This window comes from Streptomyces sp. KMM 9044, from assembly GCF_024701375.2.
Classification (GTDB): domain Bacteria; phylum Actinomycetota; class Actinomycetes; order Streptomycetales; family Streptomycetaceae; genus Streptomyces.
In genome coordinates, this window is the sequence record NZ_CP113910.1 from 636,676 (window position 1) to 654,335 (window position 17,660).

The 17,660-nt window shown below is 73.2% G+C and carries 14 protein-coding genes and 5 pseudogenes; 10 read left to right on the forward strand and 9 right to left on the reverse strand.

Going from position 1 to position 17,660, the window contains the following annotated elements:
- Positions 1-43 precede the first annotated feature (43 nt).
- Positions 44-1,234, reverse strand: a complete 1,191-nt coding sequence (locus HUV60_RS02995) for a zinc-dependent alcohol dehydrogenase (protein ID WP_257852440.1) — start codon at positions 1,232-1,234, stop codon at positions 44-46.
- A 199-nt stretch (positions 1,235-1,433) separates the two neighbouring features.
- Between HUV60_RS02995 and HUV60_RS03000 the strand changes: the two genes are divergently transcribed.
- The 4 genes and pseudogenes from HUV60_RS03000 to HUV60_RS03015 all read left to right on the forward strand — a co-directional run.
- On the forward strand, positions 1,434-2,462 hold the full coding sequence (locus HUV60_RS03000; protein ID WP_257852438.1) for a DUF3048 domain-containing protein: 1,029 nt from the start codon (positions 1,434-1,436) through the stop codon (positions 2,460-2,462).
- Between the two features lie 73 nt (positions 2,463-2,535).
- Positions 2,536-2,760, forward strand: a pseudogene (locus tag HUV60_RS03005) (dioxygenase family protein); the annotation flags it as partial.
- Positions 2,761-2,769: 9 nt separating this feature from the next.
- Positions 2,770-2,940 (forward strand): annotated as a pseudogene (locus tag HUV60_RS03010) (protocatechuate 3,4-dioxygenase subunit alpha); the annotation flags it as partial.
- Positions 2,937-3,164: pseudogene (locus tag HUV60_RS03015) on the forward strand (3-carboxy-cis,cis-muconate cycloisomerase); the annotation flags it as partial. The pseudogenes HUV60_RS03010 and HUV60_RS03015, both read left to right, overlap by 4 nt.
- Before the next feature lie 303 nt (positions 3,165-3,467).
- Here HUV60_RS03015 and HUV60_RS03020 read toward each other — a convergent pair.
- Positions 3,468-6,206, reverse strand: a complete 2,739-nt coding sequence (locus tag HUV60_RS03020; RefSeq protein ID WP_257852437.1) for an ATP-binding protein — start codon at positions 6,204-6,206, stop codon at positions 3,468-3,470.
- 416 nt (positions 6,207-6,622) lie between these two features.
- On the opposite strand from HUV60_RS03020, the gene HUV60_RS03025 reads away from it, so the two are divergent.
- Positions 6,623-7,636, forward strand: a complete 1,014-nt coding sequence (locus tag HUV60_RS03025) for a DUF2510 domain-containing protein (protein WP_257852436.1) — start codon at positions 6,623-6,625, stop codon at positions 7,634-7,636.
- Positions 7,637-7,790: 154 nt separating this feature from the next.
- On the opposite strand, the gene HUV60_RS03030 is transcribed toward HUV60_RS03025, so the two are convergent.
- On the reverse strand, positions 7,791-8,405 hold the full coding sequence (locus tag HUV60_RS03030; RefSeq protein ID WP_257852435.1) for a TetR/AcrR family transcriptional regulator: 615 nt from the start codon (positions 8,403-8,405) through the stop codon (positions 7,791-7,793).
- Positions 8,406-8,661: 256 nt separating this feature from the next.
- On the opposite strand from HUV60_RS03030, the gene HUV60_RS03035 reads away from it, so the two are divergent.
- Both HUV60_RS03035 and HUV60_RS03040 read left to right on the forward strand, forming a co-directional pair.
- On the forward strand, positions 8,662-9,510 hold the full coding sequence (locus HUV60_RS03035; protein ID WP_443047206.1) for a phosphatase PAP2 family protein: 849 nt from the start codon (positions 8,662-8,664) through the stop codon (positions 9,508-9,510).
- Positions 9,507-9,919: pseudogene (locus tag HUV60_RS03040) on the forward strand (hypothetical protein); the annotation flags it as partial. The gene HUV60_RS03035 and the pseudogene HUV60_RS03040, both read left to right, overlap by 4 nt.
- On the opposite strand, the gene HUV60_RS03045 reads toward HUV60_RS03040, so the two are convergent.
- The 4 genes and pseudogenes from HUV60_RS03045 to HUV60_RS03060 form a co-directional block, all read right to left on the reverse strand.
- Complete coding sequence (locus tag HUV60_RS03045; RefSeq protein ID WP_257852432.1) at positions 9,888-10,313, reverse strand: hypothetical protein; 426 nt, start codon at positions 10,311-10,313, stop codon at positions 9,888-9,890. The pseudogene HUV60_RS03040 and the gene HUV60_RS03045 overlap by 32 nt on opposite strands.
- A 134-nt stretch (positions 10,314-10,447) precedes the next feature.
- Positions 10,448-10,813: pseudogene (locus tag HUV60_RS03050) on the reverse strand (IclR family transcriptional regulator domain-containing protein); the annotation flags it as partial.
- 166 nt (positions 10,814-10,979) lie between these two features.
- Positions 10,980-12,410, reverse strand: coding sequence for an IS1634 family transposase (locus tag HUV60_RS33785; RefSeq protein WP_443047207.1), 1,431 nt, complete (start codon positions 12,408-12,410; stop codon positions 10,980-10,982).
- A gap of 78 nt (positions 12,411-12,488) precedes the next feature.
- A complete protein-coding gene (locus HUV60_RS03060; RefSeq protein ID WP_257852430.1) occupies positions 12,489-13,148 on the reverse strand; it encodes an MmyB family transcriptional regulator in 660 nt (219 codons plus the stop codon).
- Between the two features lie 224 nt (positions 13,149-13,372).
- On the opposite strand from HUV60_RS03060, the gene HUV60_RS03065 reads away from it, so the two are divergent.
- A complete protein-coding gene (locus tag HUV60_RS03065) occupies positions 13,373-14,035 on the forward strand; it encodes a helix-turn-helix domain-containing protein (RefSeq protein ID WP_257852429.1) in 663 nt (220 codons plus the stop codon).
- A gap of 138 nt (positions 14,036-14,173) precedes the next feature.
- A complete protein-coding gene (locus tag HUV60_RS03070; RefSeq protein WP_257852428.1) occupies positions 14,174-14,422 on the forward strand; it encodes a hypothetical protein in 249 nt (82 codons plus the stop codon).
- A gap of 129 nt (positions 14,423-14,551) precedes the next feature.
- Here the strand turns inward: HUV60_RS03070 and HUV60_RS03075 are convergent, their stop codons facing one another.
- Complete coding sequence (locus HUV60_RS03075) at positions 14,552-15,256, reverse strand: 4'-phosphopantetheinyl transferase family protein (RefSeq protein ID WP_257852427.1); 705 nt, start codon at positions 15,254-15,256, stop codon at positions 14,552-14,554.
- Positions 15,253-16,161 (reverse strand): metallophosphoesterase family protein, encoded by a 909-nt coding sequence (locus HUV60_RS03080; protein ID WP_257852426.1) that lies wholly within the window; start codon positions 16,159-16,161, stop codon positions 15,253-15,255. The genes HUV60_RS03075 and HUV60_RS03080 overlap by 4 nt, the downstream gene beginning before the upstream one ends.
- Positions 16,162-16,408: 247 nt before the next feature.
- Here HUV60_RS03080 and HUV60_RS03085 point away from each other — a divergent pair, with 247 nt between their 5' ends.
- Complete coding sequence (locus tag HUV60_RS03085) at positions 16,409-17,611, forward strand: ATP-grasp domain-containing protein (protein WP_257852425.1); 1,203 nt, start codon at positions 16,409-16,411, stop codon at positions 17,609-17,611.
- Positions 17,612-17,660: the final 49 nt, after the last annotated feature.

Sequence of the window (17,660 nt, forward strand, 5' to 3'; positions counted from 1 at the left end):
AGTCCGGCGAAGCGTGCGGCTACGGCTACGGCTACGGCTACGGCTACGGCTGCATGAGGATCTTGACCGCGCCGTCCCGCTTGCGCTGGAACATGTCGTAGGCCCGGGGCGCCTCCGACAGCGGCAGGCGGTGGGTGGCGAAGTCATCGACGCCGAGGGGGTCGTCGTCCGTGAGGTGAGGGATGATCTCGTCGCTCCAGCGGCGCACGTTCGCCTGCCCCATGCGCATCTGGATCTGCTTGTCGAACATGGTGAGCAGGGGCATGGGGTCCGCCACGCCACCGTAGACGCCGGAGATTGAGACGGTGCCGCCGCGGCGCACCAGGTCGATCGCGGTGTACAGGGCGGCGAGCCGGTCGACGCTGAAGCGTTCGGCCAGGGGGCCGCCGATTTTCCGGGGCAGCAGCGCCGCGGCGTTCTGCACCATGCCGGCCACCGCGCTGCCGTGTGCCTCGGTGCCGACGGCGTCGATCACGGCGTCGGGGCCGCGGCCGTCGGTCCGGTCACGGATCGCGGTGACGAGTTCCTTCTCGTCGTCGAAGGAGCGCAGGTCGAAGGTCTCCACGCCCCGTTCCTGCGCCCGGCGCAGTCGTTCCGGGACCAGGTCCACGCCGAAGACCCGGTCGGCGCCCTTGAGCCGGGCGATCCGGCAGGTCATGTCACCGATGGGGCCGAGGCCGAGCACGGCGATGCTGCCGCCCTTCGGGACGTCGGCGTAGGCCACCGCCTGCCAGGCGGTGGGCAGCACGTCGGAGAGGTAGACGAACCGGTCGTCGGACGGTCCCTCGGGGACCTTGATCGGGCCGTACTGCGCCTGGGGGACCCGCAGGTACTCGGCCTGGCCGCCCGGCACCGCGCCGTAGAGGCGGGTGTAGCCGAACAGGGCCGCGCCCATGCCCTCGGCGCTGACCTGGGTGGTCTCGCACTGGGTGGGCAGACCTGTGAGGCACATCCAGCAGTTGCCGCAGGCGATCTGGAACGGCACGACGACGCGGTCACCGGCCTGGAGGTCCGGTACGCCGGCGCCGACCTCCTCGACGATGCCCATGGACTCGTGGCCGAGGATGTCGCCGGGGGTCATGAACGGGGTGAGCACCTCGTAGAGGTGCAGGTCGGAGCCGCACAGTCCGGTGGACGTGACACGGATGACGGCGTCCGTCGGTTCCTCGATCCGCGGGTCCGGCACCTCCTCCACCCGGACGTCCCTCTTTCCCTGCCAGGTCACTGCCTTCATCGCCGTCTGCTCCCTGCGTCGTCGTGGCCGGTGTGCCGTCCGCACGGCGGGCTCCGGGTACCCGTGCGCTCCATGCCGAACCGCGCGTCACTGAGCCGATCGGCGGAAGCCGCCGCGCGGGAACACCACCGGTCAGGCATGTCCACCGACGATCAGAAAAGCGCACAATCAAGACAACCAATGACGTGGGACAGGCAGGGTGGCGACGGTGGGCACGGGACGAAGAGCACGCACACGGCGCGTCGCGACAGGGAGAGCGCTGCTGGCGACGCTGCTGGCGGCGGGTCTGGCGGCGGGCTGCACCGCGTCGAACGGCCCGGGCGACGACGGACGCGGGGCGCCCCGCACCACGCGGCCGGGCGGGACGGAGGGGACCGAAACGGAGGGGGCTGACGGGGACGGCCGCCCGCCGGTCCTCGCGGTGAAGATCGACAATGCTGCCGCGGCCCGCCCCCAGAGGGGCCTGGAGTCGGCGGACGTGGTGTACGTGGAGCAGGTCGAGGGCGGTCTGAGCCGGCTGATGGCGGTCTACGCCACCCGGCTGCCCGAGTCCGTCGGACCGGTGCGCAGCGCCCGGGAGGCCGATCTGGAGCTGCTGCGCCAGTTCGACCGGCCGGTTCTGGCGTTCTCCGGGGCGCAGGGCAGGCTGCTGCCGCTGATCGACCGGGCTCCGCTGGAGCCCTTGACGCCTGGGACGTCCGACGCGGGGGCGGACGCCTATGTCCGGGACGCCACCCGGTCCGCCCCGCACAACCTCTATCTCCTGCCCCGGCGGTCCATGGACGGCCCGCCCGGCCGGGCCTCGCTGACCACCGGCTTCCGCGACGGCCCGCCGCCCGCGGGCGGCGAACCCGAGAGCACGCGTACGGTGCGCTATCCGGCGGCCCGCTTCACCTTCACCTGGTCCGACGCCCGGAACCGCTGGCTGGTCTCCATGGACAGCACCCCCACGGTCACCGCGCGGGGCGAGCCGGTGGCGCCCGCGACCGTGGTCGTGCAGTACGTGACCGTCCGCCCGTCCGGCTATCACGACTCCCGGGGCAACAACACGCCGTACACCGAGACGGTGGGCTCCGGAAGGGCCACCGTGCTGCGCGACGGGCGCGCCCACGACGTCCGCTGGAGCCGCCCGGACGCCTCGGACGGAACCGCGTTCACGACAGAGGACGGCGTTCCGGTGAACTTCGCACAGGGGCAGGTGTGGGTGGTCTACGCGGAGGCCGACTGACCGGCACGGGGGCGACCGACGGGACCACCGGGCCACCGGGCCACCGGCCCGCCCGGGTGCCAGGTCACCGAGTCGTCGGCTCACCGAGACCGACAACGACCCCACCCGGCAGCACCCGGGCGAGCCCGTCGTCGAGCGGATCACCGTCTCCGGGCGGCTCCTCGACCGGGACGGGCGTCCCGTGCGTGGTCAGCTCGTGGAGGTCTGGCAGGCCGACTCGGCCGGGCGGTACGCCCATCAGCGGGAGCAGTACGACGCCCCGCTGGACCCGAACGTCACCGGCGCCGGCCGCACCCTCTGTTCCCCCCGGATCCACCTGCCGGGCGACGAGGCGGCACTCGCGGCGAACCCGCTGCCGTCCCGGCTCGACACGGAGCGCCGCGCCACACCGGTCGCGGTGGACGAGGGGCAGGGGACGTACCGTTTCGACGTCCGTCTTCAGGGCGAGGGTGAAACGGTCTTCTCGGAGTTCACGTGACATCGGCCGACGCCGGCACCGGTCTGCTCGCCCCCGGGTGGGCCGGTTCACCGGCCGCCGCCGAGGCCGGGGACGGCGCCGTCCTGCGGGCACTGCTCGACGCCGAGGCCGCACTGGCCCGGGCACAGGCGGCCGCCGGGGCCGCCCCCGCCGTGACCGCCGCGGCGGTCACGGAGGCTGCCGCCGACCCCGGGCGCTTCGACCTGGCGTCCCTCGCCGAGCGACTCTGCCGCTCAATTCGGGGGAGGGTCACGCACCGCATCCGGGAGGGGCCGGCCGGGGCGCCGGACCGCCTCCCCGCGAGGCCCGTTCCCTGCGCCCCGTCGACAGGCCGGCGTCACTCTCCGCATACGGGCGGAGACGGACGCGGGGACGGGGACGGGGACGGAGGAGCCCGGTGGAGCGTCGTGCCCCTCCGCCGGACCGGGGCCCGGGCAGGTCGGCTCCCGGCGCTGGTCGCCCCGCCCGCGAGCGCGCGCCGTTCGGTGGCCGAGGAAGGCGGCACCCCTCGGCTGCGTGCCCGGGGGTCACCGGGGCCGGCGCCCCGGCTCTCCTCGCGGGGGCGCGGCCAGGCCCGCGGTCGCCGGCCGGCCGGTGGGTGCGGTCAGCTCGGCCTCGGCGCGGACAGCCAGGCCGTCCGCGCCGCAGGAGCGTGCGAGGGCCAGGCCCCGCTCCAGGTCGGTCCGCGAGCGGGCGAGAACGCCGTACTCGACGCGGGCCGCCGCGTGTTCGTACTGGCAGGGCGAGGATTCCAGGTAGGCGGCGGCCTGCGCGGCGAGCCGCACCGCCCGCTGGCCGGTCTCCAGGGCGGCGGCGCAGCGCAGGGCCTCCCCCATGGCGGTGTCCGTGCCGAAGCGCTCGGCCCGGCCGCGGTGCTCGACGGCGAGCCGGGCGGCACGGGCCGGGTCCTGGGCGGCGAGGGCGCGTGCGAGGTCGGCGGCCCAGAAGACGTGGACGGGGTTGTGGTGGCCGCGGGAGGCCGCCGCCTTCTCTGCGGCCTCCAGTTCGTTGATGCCGTCCTTCGTACGGCCGACCGCGAGCAGCAGCCTGCCGCGCACCGAACGGGGGTCGGGCAGCACGATGGTGGACGGGTAGGGAGGCGTGAACCCGTGCCGTTCGGCGACCTCCCAGGCCTCGTCCACATGGCCGCGGACGAGCAGGGTGTCGACCAGGTTGCAGGTCGCCGTCCAGTACAGGGGCAGACCGCGGCCCACGCGTTCGGCCAGGCGCAGGGATTCGCGCAGCGACTTCTCCGCCGCCGCGAGGCGGCCCCGCCTGCGGTGTGCGAGACCGACGTAGGCGTGGGCGAGGACCAGGTGGCCGCCGCTCCAGCCGGCCGACTCGTAGGAGCGCAGGGCCTTGGTGTAGAGACTCTCGGCGCGGTCGAGACGGTCGGTGTAGGCGTACGTGCTGGCGAGCATCAGGAGCAGTTCGACGCCCCACTCGGTGTCGGTCCAGCCGAGGCCGGGCGCGAGACGGCCGTTGACGAGGGCTCGGTCGCTGATCTCGGCGACCTCCTCGGCGTTCTCGCCGCGCATCATGGCGTCGAAGCCACGCAGAATGAGCAGCGCGCGCTCGGAGTTGTCCCGGCCGGCGCAGGTGGCGGCGAGGGCGGCGAGGCGTTCGGAACGGCCGGGGGTGGTGGTCTCGCCGGCGTGGACGCCCTCCCACATGAACTGCACGGCCTGCAGTCGCATCCGGGCGGGGCCGGGCTCCAGCCGCGCGGCCTCCGCCTCGACGGTGCGGACGGCCTCCTCCATCTGGTTGTTGTGCATCAGCGCCTGGGAGAGCCGGACCACGGCGTCCACCCGCGCGTCCTCGTCGAGGCCGGACATGCCGATCGCGGTCCGCAGATGGCCGATGGTCCGGGCGGGCGCGGTGAGGAAGGTGGCGCAGCCCAGCTCATAGAGCACGCGCGCGTGGACCTCGGGGCGGGGCGGTTCCTCCAGGGCACGCTCCAGGCAGCGGCGGGCGGCGTCCGGGGCGCCGACGGCGAGGTGTTCACCGGCGGCGTCCCGCAACTGCCGGACGAGTTCCTCGTCGGCGTCCGGGTGCACTTCGAGGAGGTGGCGGGAGGCGGCCGCGGCGCCGCGGCCGGAGTCGGTGACGATCCGGGCGGCTATGCCGTGCATGGCGCGGCGCAGCGCGTCGGGGATGGAGTTGTAGACGGCGGTGGCGATCAGCGGGTGGACGAACTCGAGGTCGACTGCACCGCTGCGGCCGGTTCCGGGGGCGGGTGCGGTGAGGATACGGGCAGTGCGCAGGCGTTCGGCGCAGCGGACGGCGTCGGCGTGGTCGAGGGTGGCCAGCCCGGCCACCAGGCCGACGGTGATGTCGCTGCCGAGGATGGCGGCGGCCCAGGCGAACCGGGTGGCGTCTATGCCGAGTTCTTCCAGCCGGGTGACGAGTCCGCCGCCGCGGGCGGAGCGGTTCAGTTCGCGCAGTGCACCGGCGTACGCCTCGACGGGTCCGAGTTCGCTGTCCCGGACCTTGGCGAGCAGTTCGACGGTGTCGTAGGGGTTGCCGCCGGTGACGGCCCACACCTCGCGGCAGAACGCGGCGTCCGCGTCCTCGCCGAGGGTGGCGCGGGTGAGGCCGGCCACGGCGGGCGGGGTCAGCGCGCTGAGGACGGTGACGGGGTGCGCGGCCGCCTCGGCGACGGTGTCCAGGTGGCGGGCGCTGACCCCGGAGATCTCGCCGGGCCGGCGGGCGACCACGACAAGAACGGGCAGGCCCGCCAGGCTTTTCGCGAAGACGGAGAGCCAGTACAGGGTCTCCTGGTCGACCCAGTGGGCGTCGTCGATCGTCAGCACCAGCGGCCAGTCCCGGCGGGCCAGCCGGCGCACGGCGGCGACCAGGCCCTCGCAGACGCCCTGCGGGTCGGCGTGGCGGTCGCCGGGCTCGGCTATGCCGAGGGCGGGGCCGGCGATGTCGTACCAGTCACCGAGGTACTCGCGGGCCTCCTCCGGCACCATCGACACCAGCGCGGGCTGGAGGAGTTGGCGTACGACGTTGAACGGGACGGTGCGCAGGGTCTCGCCGCCTCGGGCCGACCACACGGTGCAGCCACGCTGTCCGGCGATGCGCCGGGTCTCGGCGAGCAGCGTGGTCTTGCCGAGACCCGCCTCGCCCCGCAGCACCAGCAGGCTGCCGGGCGCGGACCGGTCCGCGCACAGGGTGTCGACCATCGCGGTGATGGTGGCGACCTCCTCCTCCCTCTCCCAGAGAGAGGCCGAGGCCGATCCCATGGGCCGTACCTCCGTCATCCCGCTGCCTCCCCAAGTCGCCCGAACGGCGTACAGGCGTCGAGCGTAGTCCTCCGACGGCCCCGACGGAGCGGTACCGGCCGGGCTCTTGCCGTGACGGGTGACAGCGGGTACAGGGGGCAACGCGCCCTACCGCTCACCAGGGCACGACGGTCAACACCTTTCATGGGAAAGGGAGATGATGGAGCGTCGGGTCTTTTCGACAAGGGCGGGAGGCAGGGCGGGGGTGGGTCGGGGCCCCGGAGCGAGACTCCCGGGGCCGGGTTCCAGGGCGGGACATCCGGCCGCCCGCCCGCTCGGGCCCGCGCGCCCACGGACACGTACGGGCGCGCACGCGTGGGCCCGCGGAACCCCGGAATCCCGGATATACGGACCTCTCTCATCCCTCTTTCACCGACGCCTCATACGGTGGGGGCATGACGCAGGCGACTCCTCCCGGGTGGTATCCCGACCCCGGGCAGACGAATGGCGGACCGGCCACCGAGCGCTGGTGGGACGGCACTGCCTGGACGGACCAGGTCAGGCCGACGGGATCGGCGCCCGCCTGGGGCCCCCCGGCGCCGGGCACGGCGGCCGAACCGGCGTATCCGAACCAGCCGAACCAGCCGAACCAGCCGGTGTACCCGGCGCATCCCGGGTATCCCGGGGTCGTGCAGTCCGGCCCGGGCTCCGGCCGGGGGCGCGGGGTGCGCATCGGGATCGCCGTGGCGGCGGCCGTCGCGGTGCTGGCGAGCATCGGGGTCGGCGTGTACGCGCTGACAGACGACGGCGGGAGCGACAACTCCACCGCCTCGCAGGCACCGGACGGACGGGACGGCGGGGGCACGGAACGCGCCCCGGAGGGCGGTCCGGGCGAAAAGGGCCCCGGCCCGGACACCTCGGAGCCGCCGCGGGTCGAGAGCGGGTCGGTGACCGACGGACTGAGCGGGATCAGCCTGCCCATCCCGGACGGCTGGTACGGCCAGGAGGGCCAGGTGGGCGCCCAGATCATGTCGGAGGACACGTACGACTGCCCCGGCGACACCTCCAGCACCTGCACCAAGGGCGGCGCGTACTCGGCACCGGCACTGGCTCTCGGCACCCGCGGCTCCACCGCGGAGGAGGTCGCCAAGGCGGACATCTCCGCCAATGCCGAGGAGTCGTACGGCGGCGATTCCTACGGGAAGATCAGCTCGCACGAGGTCCTCGAGTCGAAGGCGGTGACCGTCGCCGGGCAGAAGGGCTACCTGGTGCGCTGGAAGGCGGTCACCAGCAAGGGCTCCGACGGGTACGTCCAGTCGCTGGCCTTCCCCTCCCCCGCGCAGCCGGAGCAGATCGTCGTGGTCCGCTTCGGCGTGGACACGGACCAGAAGCAGTCCGTCCTCGACGACATCGCCGAGGGCATAGAGAAGGCGGAGGGCAGCGGCGGCGGCAACGGCCAGGACGTCTGAGCCCACCACCGTCCGCCCGCCGGAGCGACGGCCGGGTGGGGGTCCCCTCCGCTCAGGGGGAGCCCCACCCGGCCGGTGGTGCGCGCCGCCCCCGTCCCCACGGTGCGGCGCGGCCGGGTCGCCGCCCGGTCATCCCGAAACGGCGGCCCTGGTCTCATTCGAGGCCGAGGGCCGGCAGTACGGCGGCCTCCACGAACCGGAGCAGGTAGTCCGGGTCCCCGGCCCCCTCCTCCAGGAGGGGCCGCACCCGCAGCACGCCGAAGAACTGGGCCGGGATGTACGCCAGTGCCGGATTGTCCGCGGGGACCTCACCGCGTTCGACCCCGCGTCGCACGATCGCCTTCAGTGCGACGGTCTCCGGTTCCACCAGAGCTTCGCGCAGCGCCTGCGCGAGCTCCGGGTCCTGCGTGACCGCGTGCCCGAGTGCCTGTAACAGCGAGGTGTCCTTCGCCGACCACGCGCCCGCGCTCCGGGCGGCCTCGCGCAGGTCCCCGGCGAGGGTACCGGTGTCGATGCCGGCGAAGCGCGCCTGTCCGCTGGACCGCAGGGCCGCGGCGACGAACCGGGGCTTGGTCTGCCACTGCCGGTACAGCGTGGACTTGCTGCACCGTGTCCGGACGGCGACCGCCTCCATGGTGACGGCGTCGTAGCCGCACTGGCGGATCTGCTCCAGGACAGCGTCGAAGAACTCCCGCTCACGCTCGGGCGTGATCTTGGAGCGGCGCGAACTGCCGACCGGTTCCGGTCGGTCCGCGGCCTGCGACGTCATCGGCTCGACTCCTTGTCCTGGGGGCGGGTCCCTCGGGGTGCCGACTCCCAGCGGGCCTGCATCCCTCACCCATCGATACGTGAGCGTACCGGAACGGTTCCGTATCGATACACTCGCGTACCGGTACGGTCTCGTATCGGTACGATCGCGTGTCGGATCGAACTCGTACCGCTGAGGCTCGGCACCGCAGCACGGCCCGGCACCGCCGGTGCCGTCGGCACCACCACGAAACCAGCGTCGGCGAAAGGGCCGGGGGATGAATGCCCGCAGCGAGCCACCGAGCGAGCCGCCACCGGCGAGGCCCGGCCCACCGTCGGCGTCCGGCATGTCGGCGCGTCCGCCCCTCCTCCGTGAGCTCCTGCTCACGGTGGGGCTCTTCCTCGTCTACAAGTTCGGCCGACGGCTGGCGACGGGCCACTCCGAGGCCGCCCTTCGCAACGGGCACGACGTGTGGGAGCTGGAACGGGCACTCCACCTGCCCGGCGAGGGAGGGGTGCAGTCCCTGCTGCTGCACGGCGACAGCCTGGTGCACCTCGCGAACACCTACTACGCGGTCGTCCACTTCCCGGCCACCGGCGCCTTTCTGATCTGGCTCTTCCTGCGCCGCCCGGTCCACTACGTGTGGGCGCGAGGGGTACTTGCCGCGGTCACCGCCGCCGCCCTGGTGCTGCATCTGGCGTTCCCCCTCGCGCCGCCCCGGATGCTCGCCGCCACCGGCCTGGTGGACACCGCGCGGGTGTATGGGCCCTCGGTCTACGGGCCTCCGCAGACCGACACGCTGTCGAACCAGTTCGCGGCGATGCCCTCGCTGCATTTCGGCTGGGCGCTGATGGTGGCGGTCGGTCTGGTCGTCGCCACGCGCTCACGGTGGCGGTGGTTGTGGCTGCTGCATCCGCTGCTGACCCTGCTGGTGATCGTCGGTACGGCGAACCACTTCTGGCTGGACGCGATCGTGGCGGCCGCCCTGCTCGGGGCCGCCCTCGCTGCCCTGCGCCTCCCCCACCAGGCCCGCCGACCGCCGGCGATGCCGACGCAAAGAGGCAAAAAGGGCACGGCGGACGGGGTGAGGGCCGTGGACGAGGAACTCACGGGGATGCCCCGGTGAACGCGCTCCTCGTCGCCGTCGCCCTGTCCCTCGTCTCCGCCGTTCCTACGCGGCCGCCGCGATCGCGCAGGAACGGCTGGTGTCACGGTCCCCCGGCGCCGGGTGGTGGACGGTCGCGCTGAACGCCGCGGGCGCACTGCTGCACGTCGTGGCGCTCGCGTACGGCCCGCTGACCGTGGTCCAGCCGCTCGGCGCGCTCACGCCGGTCGTGGCCGTGCCCGCGGGGGCATGGACCACGGGTCGGCGGGTGGGGCGCACCGAGTGGCGGGGCACGGCGTTCGCCCTGGCCGGTCTCGCGGCGATCCTGGTCACCGCGTCGGAGCCGGCACCGGACGGCACGCTGTCCGTGTCCGAGGCACGGCTGTTCCCCGGCCCGGTCAGCGCCCGTCGCGCGTCAACCCGTCGACGACGAACCCGACTCCGATCCCGAGCATCCAGACGTCCTTGGCCAGTGCGAGGCCCTCCTGGGTGGGCCGCAGGCTGCCTTCCTCACGCATCCCCGGCGTCCGCAGGTACATCCCCAGCAGCCCCGACGAGAACGCCGCCAGCCCGGCACCGGCCACGACCGTGGGGACGACGGGCAGCAGCAGGGCGGCGCCCAGCGTCATCTCCCCGACGGAGAGCAGCCGGGAGAAGACGGCGGGCTGCACCTTCTCGAGGAACGGATAGGTATTCTTCGCCATCCCGTGCAACTGGGCTGCCGTCTCCTCGTCGGCGCCCCGCTTGGACAGGCCGGAGTTGAGGATGAACGCCCCCGCGGCCAGACGGGGTGCCACGTGCCTGGGTTCGATGGGCAGACGCATGAGAGCTCCCGGTCGCTGTGTGGCGCAGTGCCGTCCACCCTAGAACGCCCCGGCTCTCCCGGCAGGTCGGCGGCCGGGAGAGCCGGGGCGTGCCGACTGCGTCTTCCCTCCGCTCTGCCGTCCGCGCACGCGGCTCACCCGGCCCGTCGCACAGCGCCGGACGGTTGCGGGCCCGGTGCCGGAGCGAAAGGGCGGCGCGGCGGGACGGCCGTGCCACTCCTCGGCCCGGCCCCGGCCCCGTGGGAGGCGGCTCGTGCCGGGCCGGTGATCCGCAGGTCCGCCTCGATCCGCGCGACGGTCGCCGGCAGGTGGGGCAGCAGGTCGCGGCGGGCCGAGGCCCCGGGGATGCGCCCGGCGTGCACGGCGGTGTTCACCGCGGCCACCACCGTGCCGTCCCGGTCCCGTACCGGGGCGGCGACCGACCGCGAGCCCTCCTCCAGTTCCCGGTCGACCGGTGCGTACCCCTGCCGGCGGGCCCGGAGCAGTTCGACGCGCGGCGCGCGGGGCAGTGACGGTGGCCGAGGACACCCCGGTGGACTTCAGGAAGGAAGCGCCTCCGGTTCGCCAGGTCCCGTCGGGCCGGGCCACCCGTGTGCGGAGCCAGACGGCCGTGTCCCCCGGCAGCCGGTTCCCGGCGTCTAGGCCCGGACTTCGCGGGTCACCGTTTCAGGTCGGTGGCCAGCGGGTTTGTCCGATGTCGGTGTCGAGGAGGTCGACGGCCGCCTGGGCGAGTTTGTTCGGGTCTTCGGCGGCCTTGGCCAGGCGTTTGTCCCGGGCGGTCCGCTGGTCCGCGGCGTTCGCGGTGGAGTGGATCAGGATCCGTCGCACGGTGAGCTCGGGTTCCCTCTTCCGTGGCCCCATCAGGGTGCGCGTGTCCTCCAGCACCCGGTACTTCTCGCGCCGCTCGGGCGGCTTGCCGGTGTCCCGGCCGGGCGTCCAGTCCACAGCGGTGGCCCGGTCGAGGTCGAGGGCGGCACAGACATGGTCCTTGACCTGCGCGGCCGGTGCCGGTGCGATGAAGTGAACCCCGGAGGCCAGCAGCGCGGTGAGGTCGGCGCAGGACACCAGTTTGGAGTCGGCGGCCATCAGGAAGCCGCGGGTACCGGCCATTGTGCGCAGGTCCTTCATCGCGCCGACGCCCTGGGAGACCTCGGCCGCCGGTCCGTCGAAGACCCGGGCGTGGAGCGGAATGCCGCCGTCGGCCGTCCCCGCGAGTCCGGCCTGGACTTGTTTCAGGTCCACCCGCCGGTCCTCGGGATGCCCGTGATTGATGACCGGGAAGTCCTCGTCCTGACCCTCGACGGGGTAGGCGCCGTGGACGGACATGCCGGTCATGTCCCAGTGCGGCCGGGACACGTCGATGCCGAACTCGCCGATCGCCCGCGCGCCGACCGTCCCGGCGATGTGCTCGTCGGGCACCTCACCGGCGACCGCGCGGACGGCGGCCAGCTTCCGTGCCGACGGCACGTGGTCGGCGGGGCCGAGCACCAGACCGATTCGCTCGTGGCCGAGCGAGGCCAGATGCCGCCAGGCCTGTTCCACGGCCACCGCGTCGTCGCAGGAGACCCCCGGGAAGCCGAGGTGCTCTATGGCCGCGTTGACCAGGACGACCGGGATGTTGCGCTCGGCGAGCTGCCGGTAGTGGCCGTGGGGCACGTCGGCCCGGGCGTAGAGCCCGCCGGCGAAGACGACGCCGGACGCCTGTTGCTGGAGCAGCAGCGTCGCGTAGTCCGCCTCGGAGACGCCGCCGCGGGTCTGGGTGCACAGCACCGGCGTCAGTTGTTGCTGGAGCAGCAGCGTCGCGTAGTCCGCCTCGGAGACGCCGCCGCGGGTCTGGGTGCACAGCACCGGCGTCAGTCCGGGCTGGGCCAGCGCGCCGCCGATCACCCCGGCGAAGGCGGGGAAGATCGGGTTCTGCAGCTCGGACAGCACCAGGCCGACCAGACGGGCACGCTCGCCGCGCAGCTGGGTGGGCCGTTCGTAACCGAGCACGTCCAGGGCGGAGAGCACGGCCTGCCGGGTGGACTCGGAGACTCCGGGCTTGCCGTCGAGCACCCGGCTGACCGTGGCCTCGCTGACCCCGGCCTTCCTCGCCACCACAGCAAGTCGTCGCGTCGTGAACGCAAGAAACCGGCGCCACTGTGACGGCTCCGGCTCCGGCTCCGGCAGGACGGTTCAGTCCGTCGCCGGCACCACGCTGAGGTGGGAAGCGGCGCGCCGACGTCTTCGGTGACCGGCCGGAGTGCGGGGCGCCTCGCGCAGGACCAGCGTCAACCGGATGCAGTCCATGGCGTCGAGAGCCCTGGTCGTCTCCACGACGAGACGGCAGTCGGTGACCCCCCAGCGCGGATCAGGGTGCCGCAACGGCCTTACGGATCCGTCGTGTTCGGCGGCCTGCTCGCCGACGGCACGGAGCCAGTGCGGCAGCCCCTGCCGGTAGGCGGCCTCCATGATGGGGTCCTGGGCGATGTCCCGGCGGATGGCCTGCAGCCCGTGGTCGTGGTCGTGCCGCTCCACCGTCTTGGCGAAGTGCGCCAGCATCGGCAGGCACCAGCTCGACTCGTGTTCCCCCAGCACGGTGGCGGCGTCCGGGTGGAAGAGGACGAACCGGAGGAAGTTGCCGCCGGGCATGGCCGTCGGATGCTGTTCGACATCCCGGAAAAGTGTCCGGAAAGCGGTGTTGGCCAGCAGCACGTCCCAGCGCCGGTCGACCACCAGGGAGGGGAAGGGCACCGCGTGGAGGAACGCGGCGTAGTCCTCCAGGTAGGCCCGCGCCTCGGGCGTCTCGGGGCCGGGCCGCGGCATCGGCCGCTGCCCTTCTGCCTGATGTGCCATCGGGAGGCTCACCCCTCTTGCCTGTGCGGCCTTGACGCGGCGCCCCGATCCTGCGGCCCGAACCTCGGGCGTGTCAACTATCGTGGCATTTTATGCCGGTTGACGGCTGAAATTGGCCACAGTTGTGGCGAGACCTGGATGTGAGCTCGAAGCACGGGCTAGTCTCCGTGAAGTTCACGGCAATCCCGTGTGAGAAGCCTGTGAGAGATGTAGGAGATCTGTCGGTGACCGGTGGCTTCGTGGGTGAGGGGCAGGACGCCGCGCCGACGACCGCGCTGACGGCCGTCGTCGCCCGCGTCGCCGCACTCGCCGACCGGCTCGACGTACCGCACACCGAGGTCTTCGACGTCGGCCGGCTCTCCGCGGCCTCCGGAGTCCCGGAGCCTGTCGTCAAGGCCCTGCTGAGCGGCCGTCCGGCGGGCGAGCCCGAGGTGCAGACCCGGTTCGTGCAGCGCCTGGACCTGCTGCGCCGCACCCGGCTCAAGCCGAACGGCCGCAAGTACACACAGCAGGAGATCGCCGACGGCGCGGGCATGTCCCGGCAGCAGGCAGGCGCCCTGATCAACGGCGACCGGCGGCCCACCATGGAGCACTGCGACGCCATCCAGCGGTTCTTCCGGGTGCACGCCGGATTCCTCACCGCCGAGGACCCCGAAGCGCTCGCGAACGCGCTCCGGCACACCGAGCAGGACCTGCTGCAGAGCCTGGCGGACCGTGAGCGGCGGGCCGCCGTGGCGACCCGCGACCCGCTGGAGCGGCTGCTGCAGGACCACGGGGTACGCGGCATCGCGTGGCGGGCCGCCCAGCTTCCCACCGACCAGCACCGCGACAAGGTCGCGGAGTGGCTGGACATGCTCCTGGAGAACGTCCAGCCCCCCAAGGCCTGAGCGGGCGGGACGGTTCAGCCGGATGGGCAGACCGGTCCGCGGCACGGACCGGTTGTCAGTGGTGGGCGGCAAGCTGGGGGTGCGCCCGCACCGCGCGGGACGCGCGATGCCGGATCACGACTTGGGGAGAGCCGAGCGATGCCCACCGCCGTACCGACCGACCGCGAGCGCACCGCTGTCCAGGCCTATCTGCGACTGCTGCACACGGTGCGCGCCGCCTACGACATGGAGACCGGCCCTCCGGGCACCCGCAGGCCCCCGGCCGTGGCGCCCTCCGTCCTCGCGGAGGCGGAGACGGCCCTGGCCAGGGCCGGGCTGTCCGGCAACGAGGAGTCCTTCTTCCGGATGCTCCGCGACTGGACTCTGTTACTCAATTGCGGAAAGTGACGCCGGCCTGTCGACGGGGCGCGTGGAACGGGCCTCGCGAGGAGGCGGTCCGGCCCCTCTCGGATACGGTGCGTGACCATCCCCCGAATTGAGCAGCGGAGTCCGACTGGCACCCAAAGCCGTGACAGGTCAGCCGTGAGCTACGGCGACCGCGGTCCCGACCAGGCCGCCCTCGACGCCCCAGCGGCCGTCGAAGTGGTCGAGGCGGCGGTCGCCCACCCAGGGACCGGGGACCAGGAGCACCGCCCTGAACCCACCGCGCGCCGAAGCGCCGGAACCACCGGTGCCGGTGCCGTCGGCGGATTCGGCGAACAACTCGATGTCGGCCTCCATGAAGTCGAGCCACCTCCCGGTGAGCGGGAACCACGCCTTGTAGACGGCCTCCTTGGCGCTGAACAGCAGCCGGTCCCAGTGCACCCCCGGCCGTTCCCGGGTCAGCCGGGCGACGCGCTCCGCCTCCCCGGGAAGGGCCACGGAGGACAACACCCCCTCGGGCAGCGGCCCGTGGACCTCCGCGTCGACGCCCACGGAGGCCAGGTCCCCCGTACGGACCAGGGCGGCGGCGCAGTAGCCCGCGCAGTGGGTCATGCTGCCGGCCAGCCCGTCGGGCCAGCCGGGCGCGCCGCGCTCACCGGGCAGCACGGGATGCGGGGGGACGCCGAGCTTCTTCATGGCCCGGCGGGCGCAGGAGCGTACCGCGGTGAACTCCCGCCGGCGCTTGTCGACGGCCCGCGCCACGACGGCCGCCTCCCCGGGGTAGAGCGGGGCGTCGGCGCCCTCGTCGCCGTAGGCCTCCACGACGACGACCGTCCCGGGCAGCAGTTCCCCGATCACCGGTTCCCGCCCTCCCTCACCACGGCCCCGGTCGCGGACGCGGACGCCGTCGGCTGCGCCTCCCCCGGCACGATCCGGCGCAGGCGCCCCGGTGGTGCCGGCCGTTTCCGCCATTCGCGGGGGTAGCCCACGGACACCTCCTCGAAACGGACGCCGTCCTGCCGGGTGCTGCGCGGGATGTGGAGGTGGCCGTAGACCATCGTGTGGACGTTGAACCTGCGGTGCCAGTCGTCGGTGAGGACGGTGCCGCACCACATGGCGAACTCGGGGTACCACAGGACGTCCGTGGGGTGCCGGTGCAGCGGGTAGTGGTTGACGAGGACGACGGGCAGGTCGTCGGGCAGGTCGGCGAGCCGCCGTTCGGTCTCCCCGACCCGGGCCCGGCACCAGGCCTCCCGGCTCGGGTACGGATCGGGGTGCAGCAGGTGTTCGTCGGTGCAGACGACGCCGGTGCCCTGCGCGTACTCCAGCCCCTCGTCCTTGGTGGCGCACCCGGCCGGCAGGAAGGAGTAGTCGTACAGGAGGAACAGCGGGGCCACGACCACGGGGCCGCCGGGGCCCTCCCAGACGGGATAGGGGTCCTCGGGAGTGACCACGCCGAGGTCGCGGCACTGTGCGACGAGGTGGTCGTAGCGGGCGACGCCGCGCAGGGTGACGGAGTCCTTCGGGTGGGTCCACAGCTCGTGGTTGCCGGGCACCCAGACGACCTTCCGGAACCGGCCCGCGAGGGTCTCGAGCGCCCAGCGGATGTCGTCCACGGTCTCCGCGACGTCTCCGGCCACGAGGAGCCAGTCGTCGTCCGACTCGGGACGTATCCGCTCCACCAGGGCACGGTTCTCGTCGTAGCCGATGTGAAGGTCGCTGACGGCCCACAGCTGTCCGCCGCCGCCCGCTGTCGACGTCATCTGTCGCCCCTTGAACCTGAACGATCAACCCGTACACACACCATGCACGAAGAGTACGGTCACCGGCGGGCCGGATCACCGAATCCGTAACACTCCCGTGGTTCGGGAGCACGGATCGAAGCCGTATGATCGGCCGCAACACCGCCGCAGTGAAGCCCTTCCCCGGGGCCGTCCGGCGACCCTCCACACCCTCTCCCCGGGCACGGGCCGCCGAGGCCTGCCCGCACACCGTGAAAGGCGGCCCTGCATGGCCTCTTGCGTACGCGTATGGCTCAACCGCACGTACGCGGAGAACGTGTTCTTCATGGATCAGCTGAGAAGGAATCCCAGCGACCGGGCCGTCGAGATCCACGCCACCCACGGCGACCCGGACTCCCCCGTACTGGCCGCCGCCGACACCGCCGAGCTCGAGCCCGAGGGCCTGTCCCCGGCGGCGTACGTCGAGTACGCCCTCGCCCAGTGCGCTCGGCGCGGCATCGACGTGTTCGTGCCGCGGCTGCACCAGGGCGCGATCGTCGCGCACCGCACGGAGTTCGAGGCGGCCGGTACGGCGCTGCTGGCGCCGCCGCCCGAGGCAGTGGCCGTCTTCCACGACAAGGTGATCGCCTACGAGGCCGTCCAGGCGATCGGGGTGCCGGTGCCGCCGTGGTGGCGGGTGCGGTCGGCGGACGAGCTGGTCCGCGCGGTCGACGAGCTGGAGGCGCTGGGGCACCGGGCGTGCTTCAAGCCCGCGTCCGGCGCGGGCGGTGTGGGCTACCGGGTGATCACCCGTACCTCCTTCTCGCTCACTCAGCTGAACGGCTTCCCCAGCCCGCACGTGCCGCTGGAGCTGGTGCTGGAGGCGGTGCGGCAGGCCGAGGAGCCGGTGGACTGGCTGGTGATGCCGGTGCTGGGACAGCCGGAGGTGTCGGTGGACTGCCTCACCGGGCCGGACAACCGGGTCCGGCTGGCCGTCGGCCGCACCAAGAACGGCCGCCGCAGGGGGTTCACGCTGCACGAGCAGTGGCTGGAGCCGGCCCGGTGGATCGCCGAGGGGTTCGGGCTGCACCACCTGTCCAACATCCAGTTCCGGATGTTCGGCGAACGGCCCGTGCTGATGGACGTCAACACCCGGCCGGCCGGCGGTCTGCACCAGTTGTCGCTGTGCGGGGTGAACGTGCCGTGGGCCGCCGTGCGGCTGGCACTCGGTGACGATCCGGGTGAGATGGCCCCTCCGTTCCTGGGCCAGGACTACTCGGTGGTGTCGGGGCCGCGTCCGCTGCGACCGGTGTCGGTGCCGCAGCAGCGTACGGGCCTGCCCGCGGACAGCCCCGTGGACGTGCCCACGCCCGCACTGAGCGGTGTACCGGCCCCGTCCGGGCCTCGGACGGCGGCCGGCTCCGATCAGGTGCGCACCGCCGCCGCGGACGCCGTTGCCGGCGGCCCCGCCTGGGGAACGCACCACCGATAGAACCCGATTCTCCCGTGCGCCCACTCACCGTTCCCGCCCCCACCGGCCG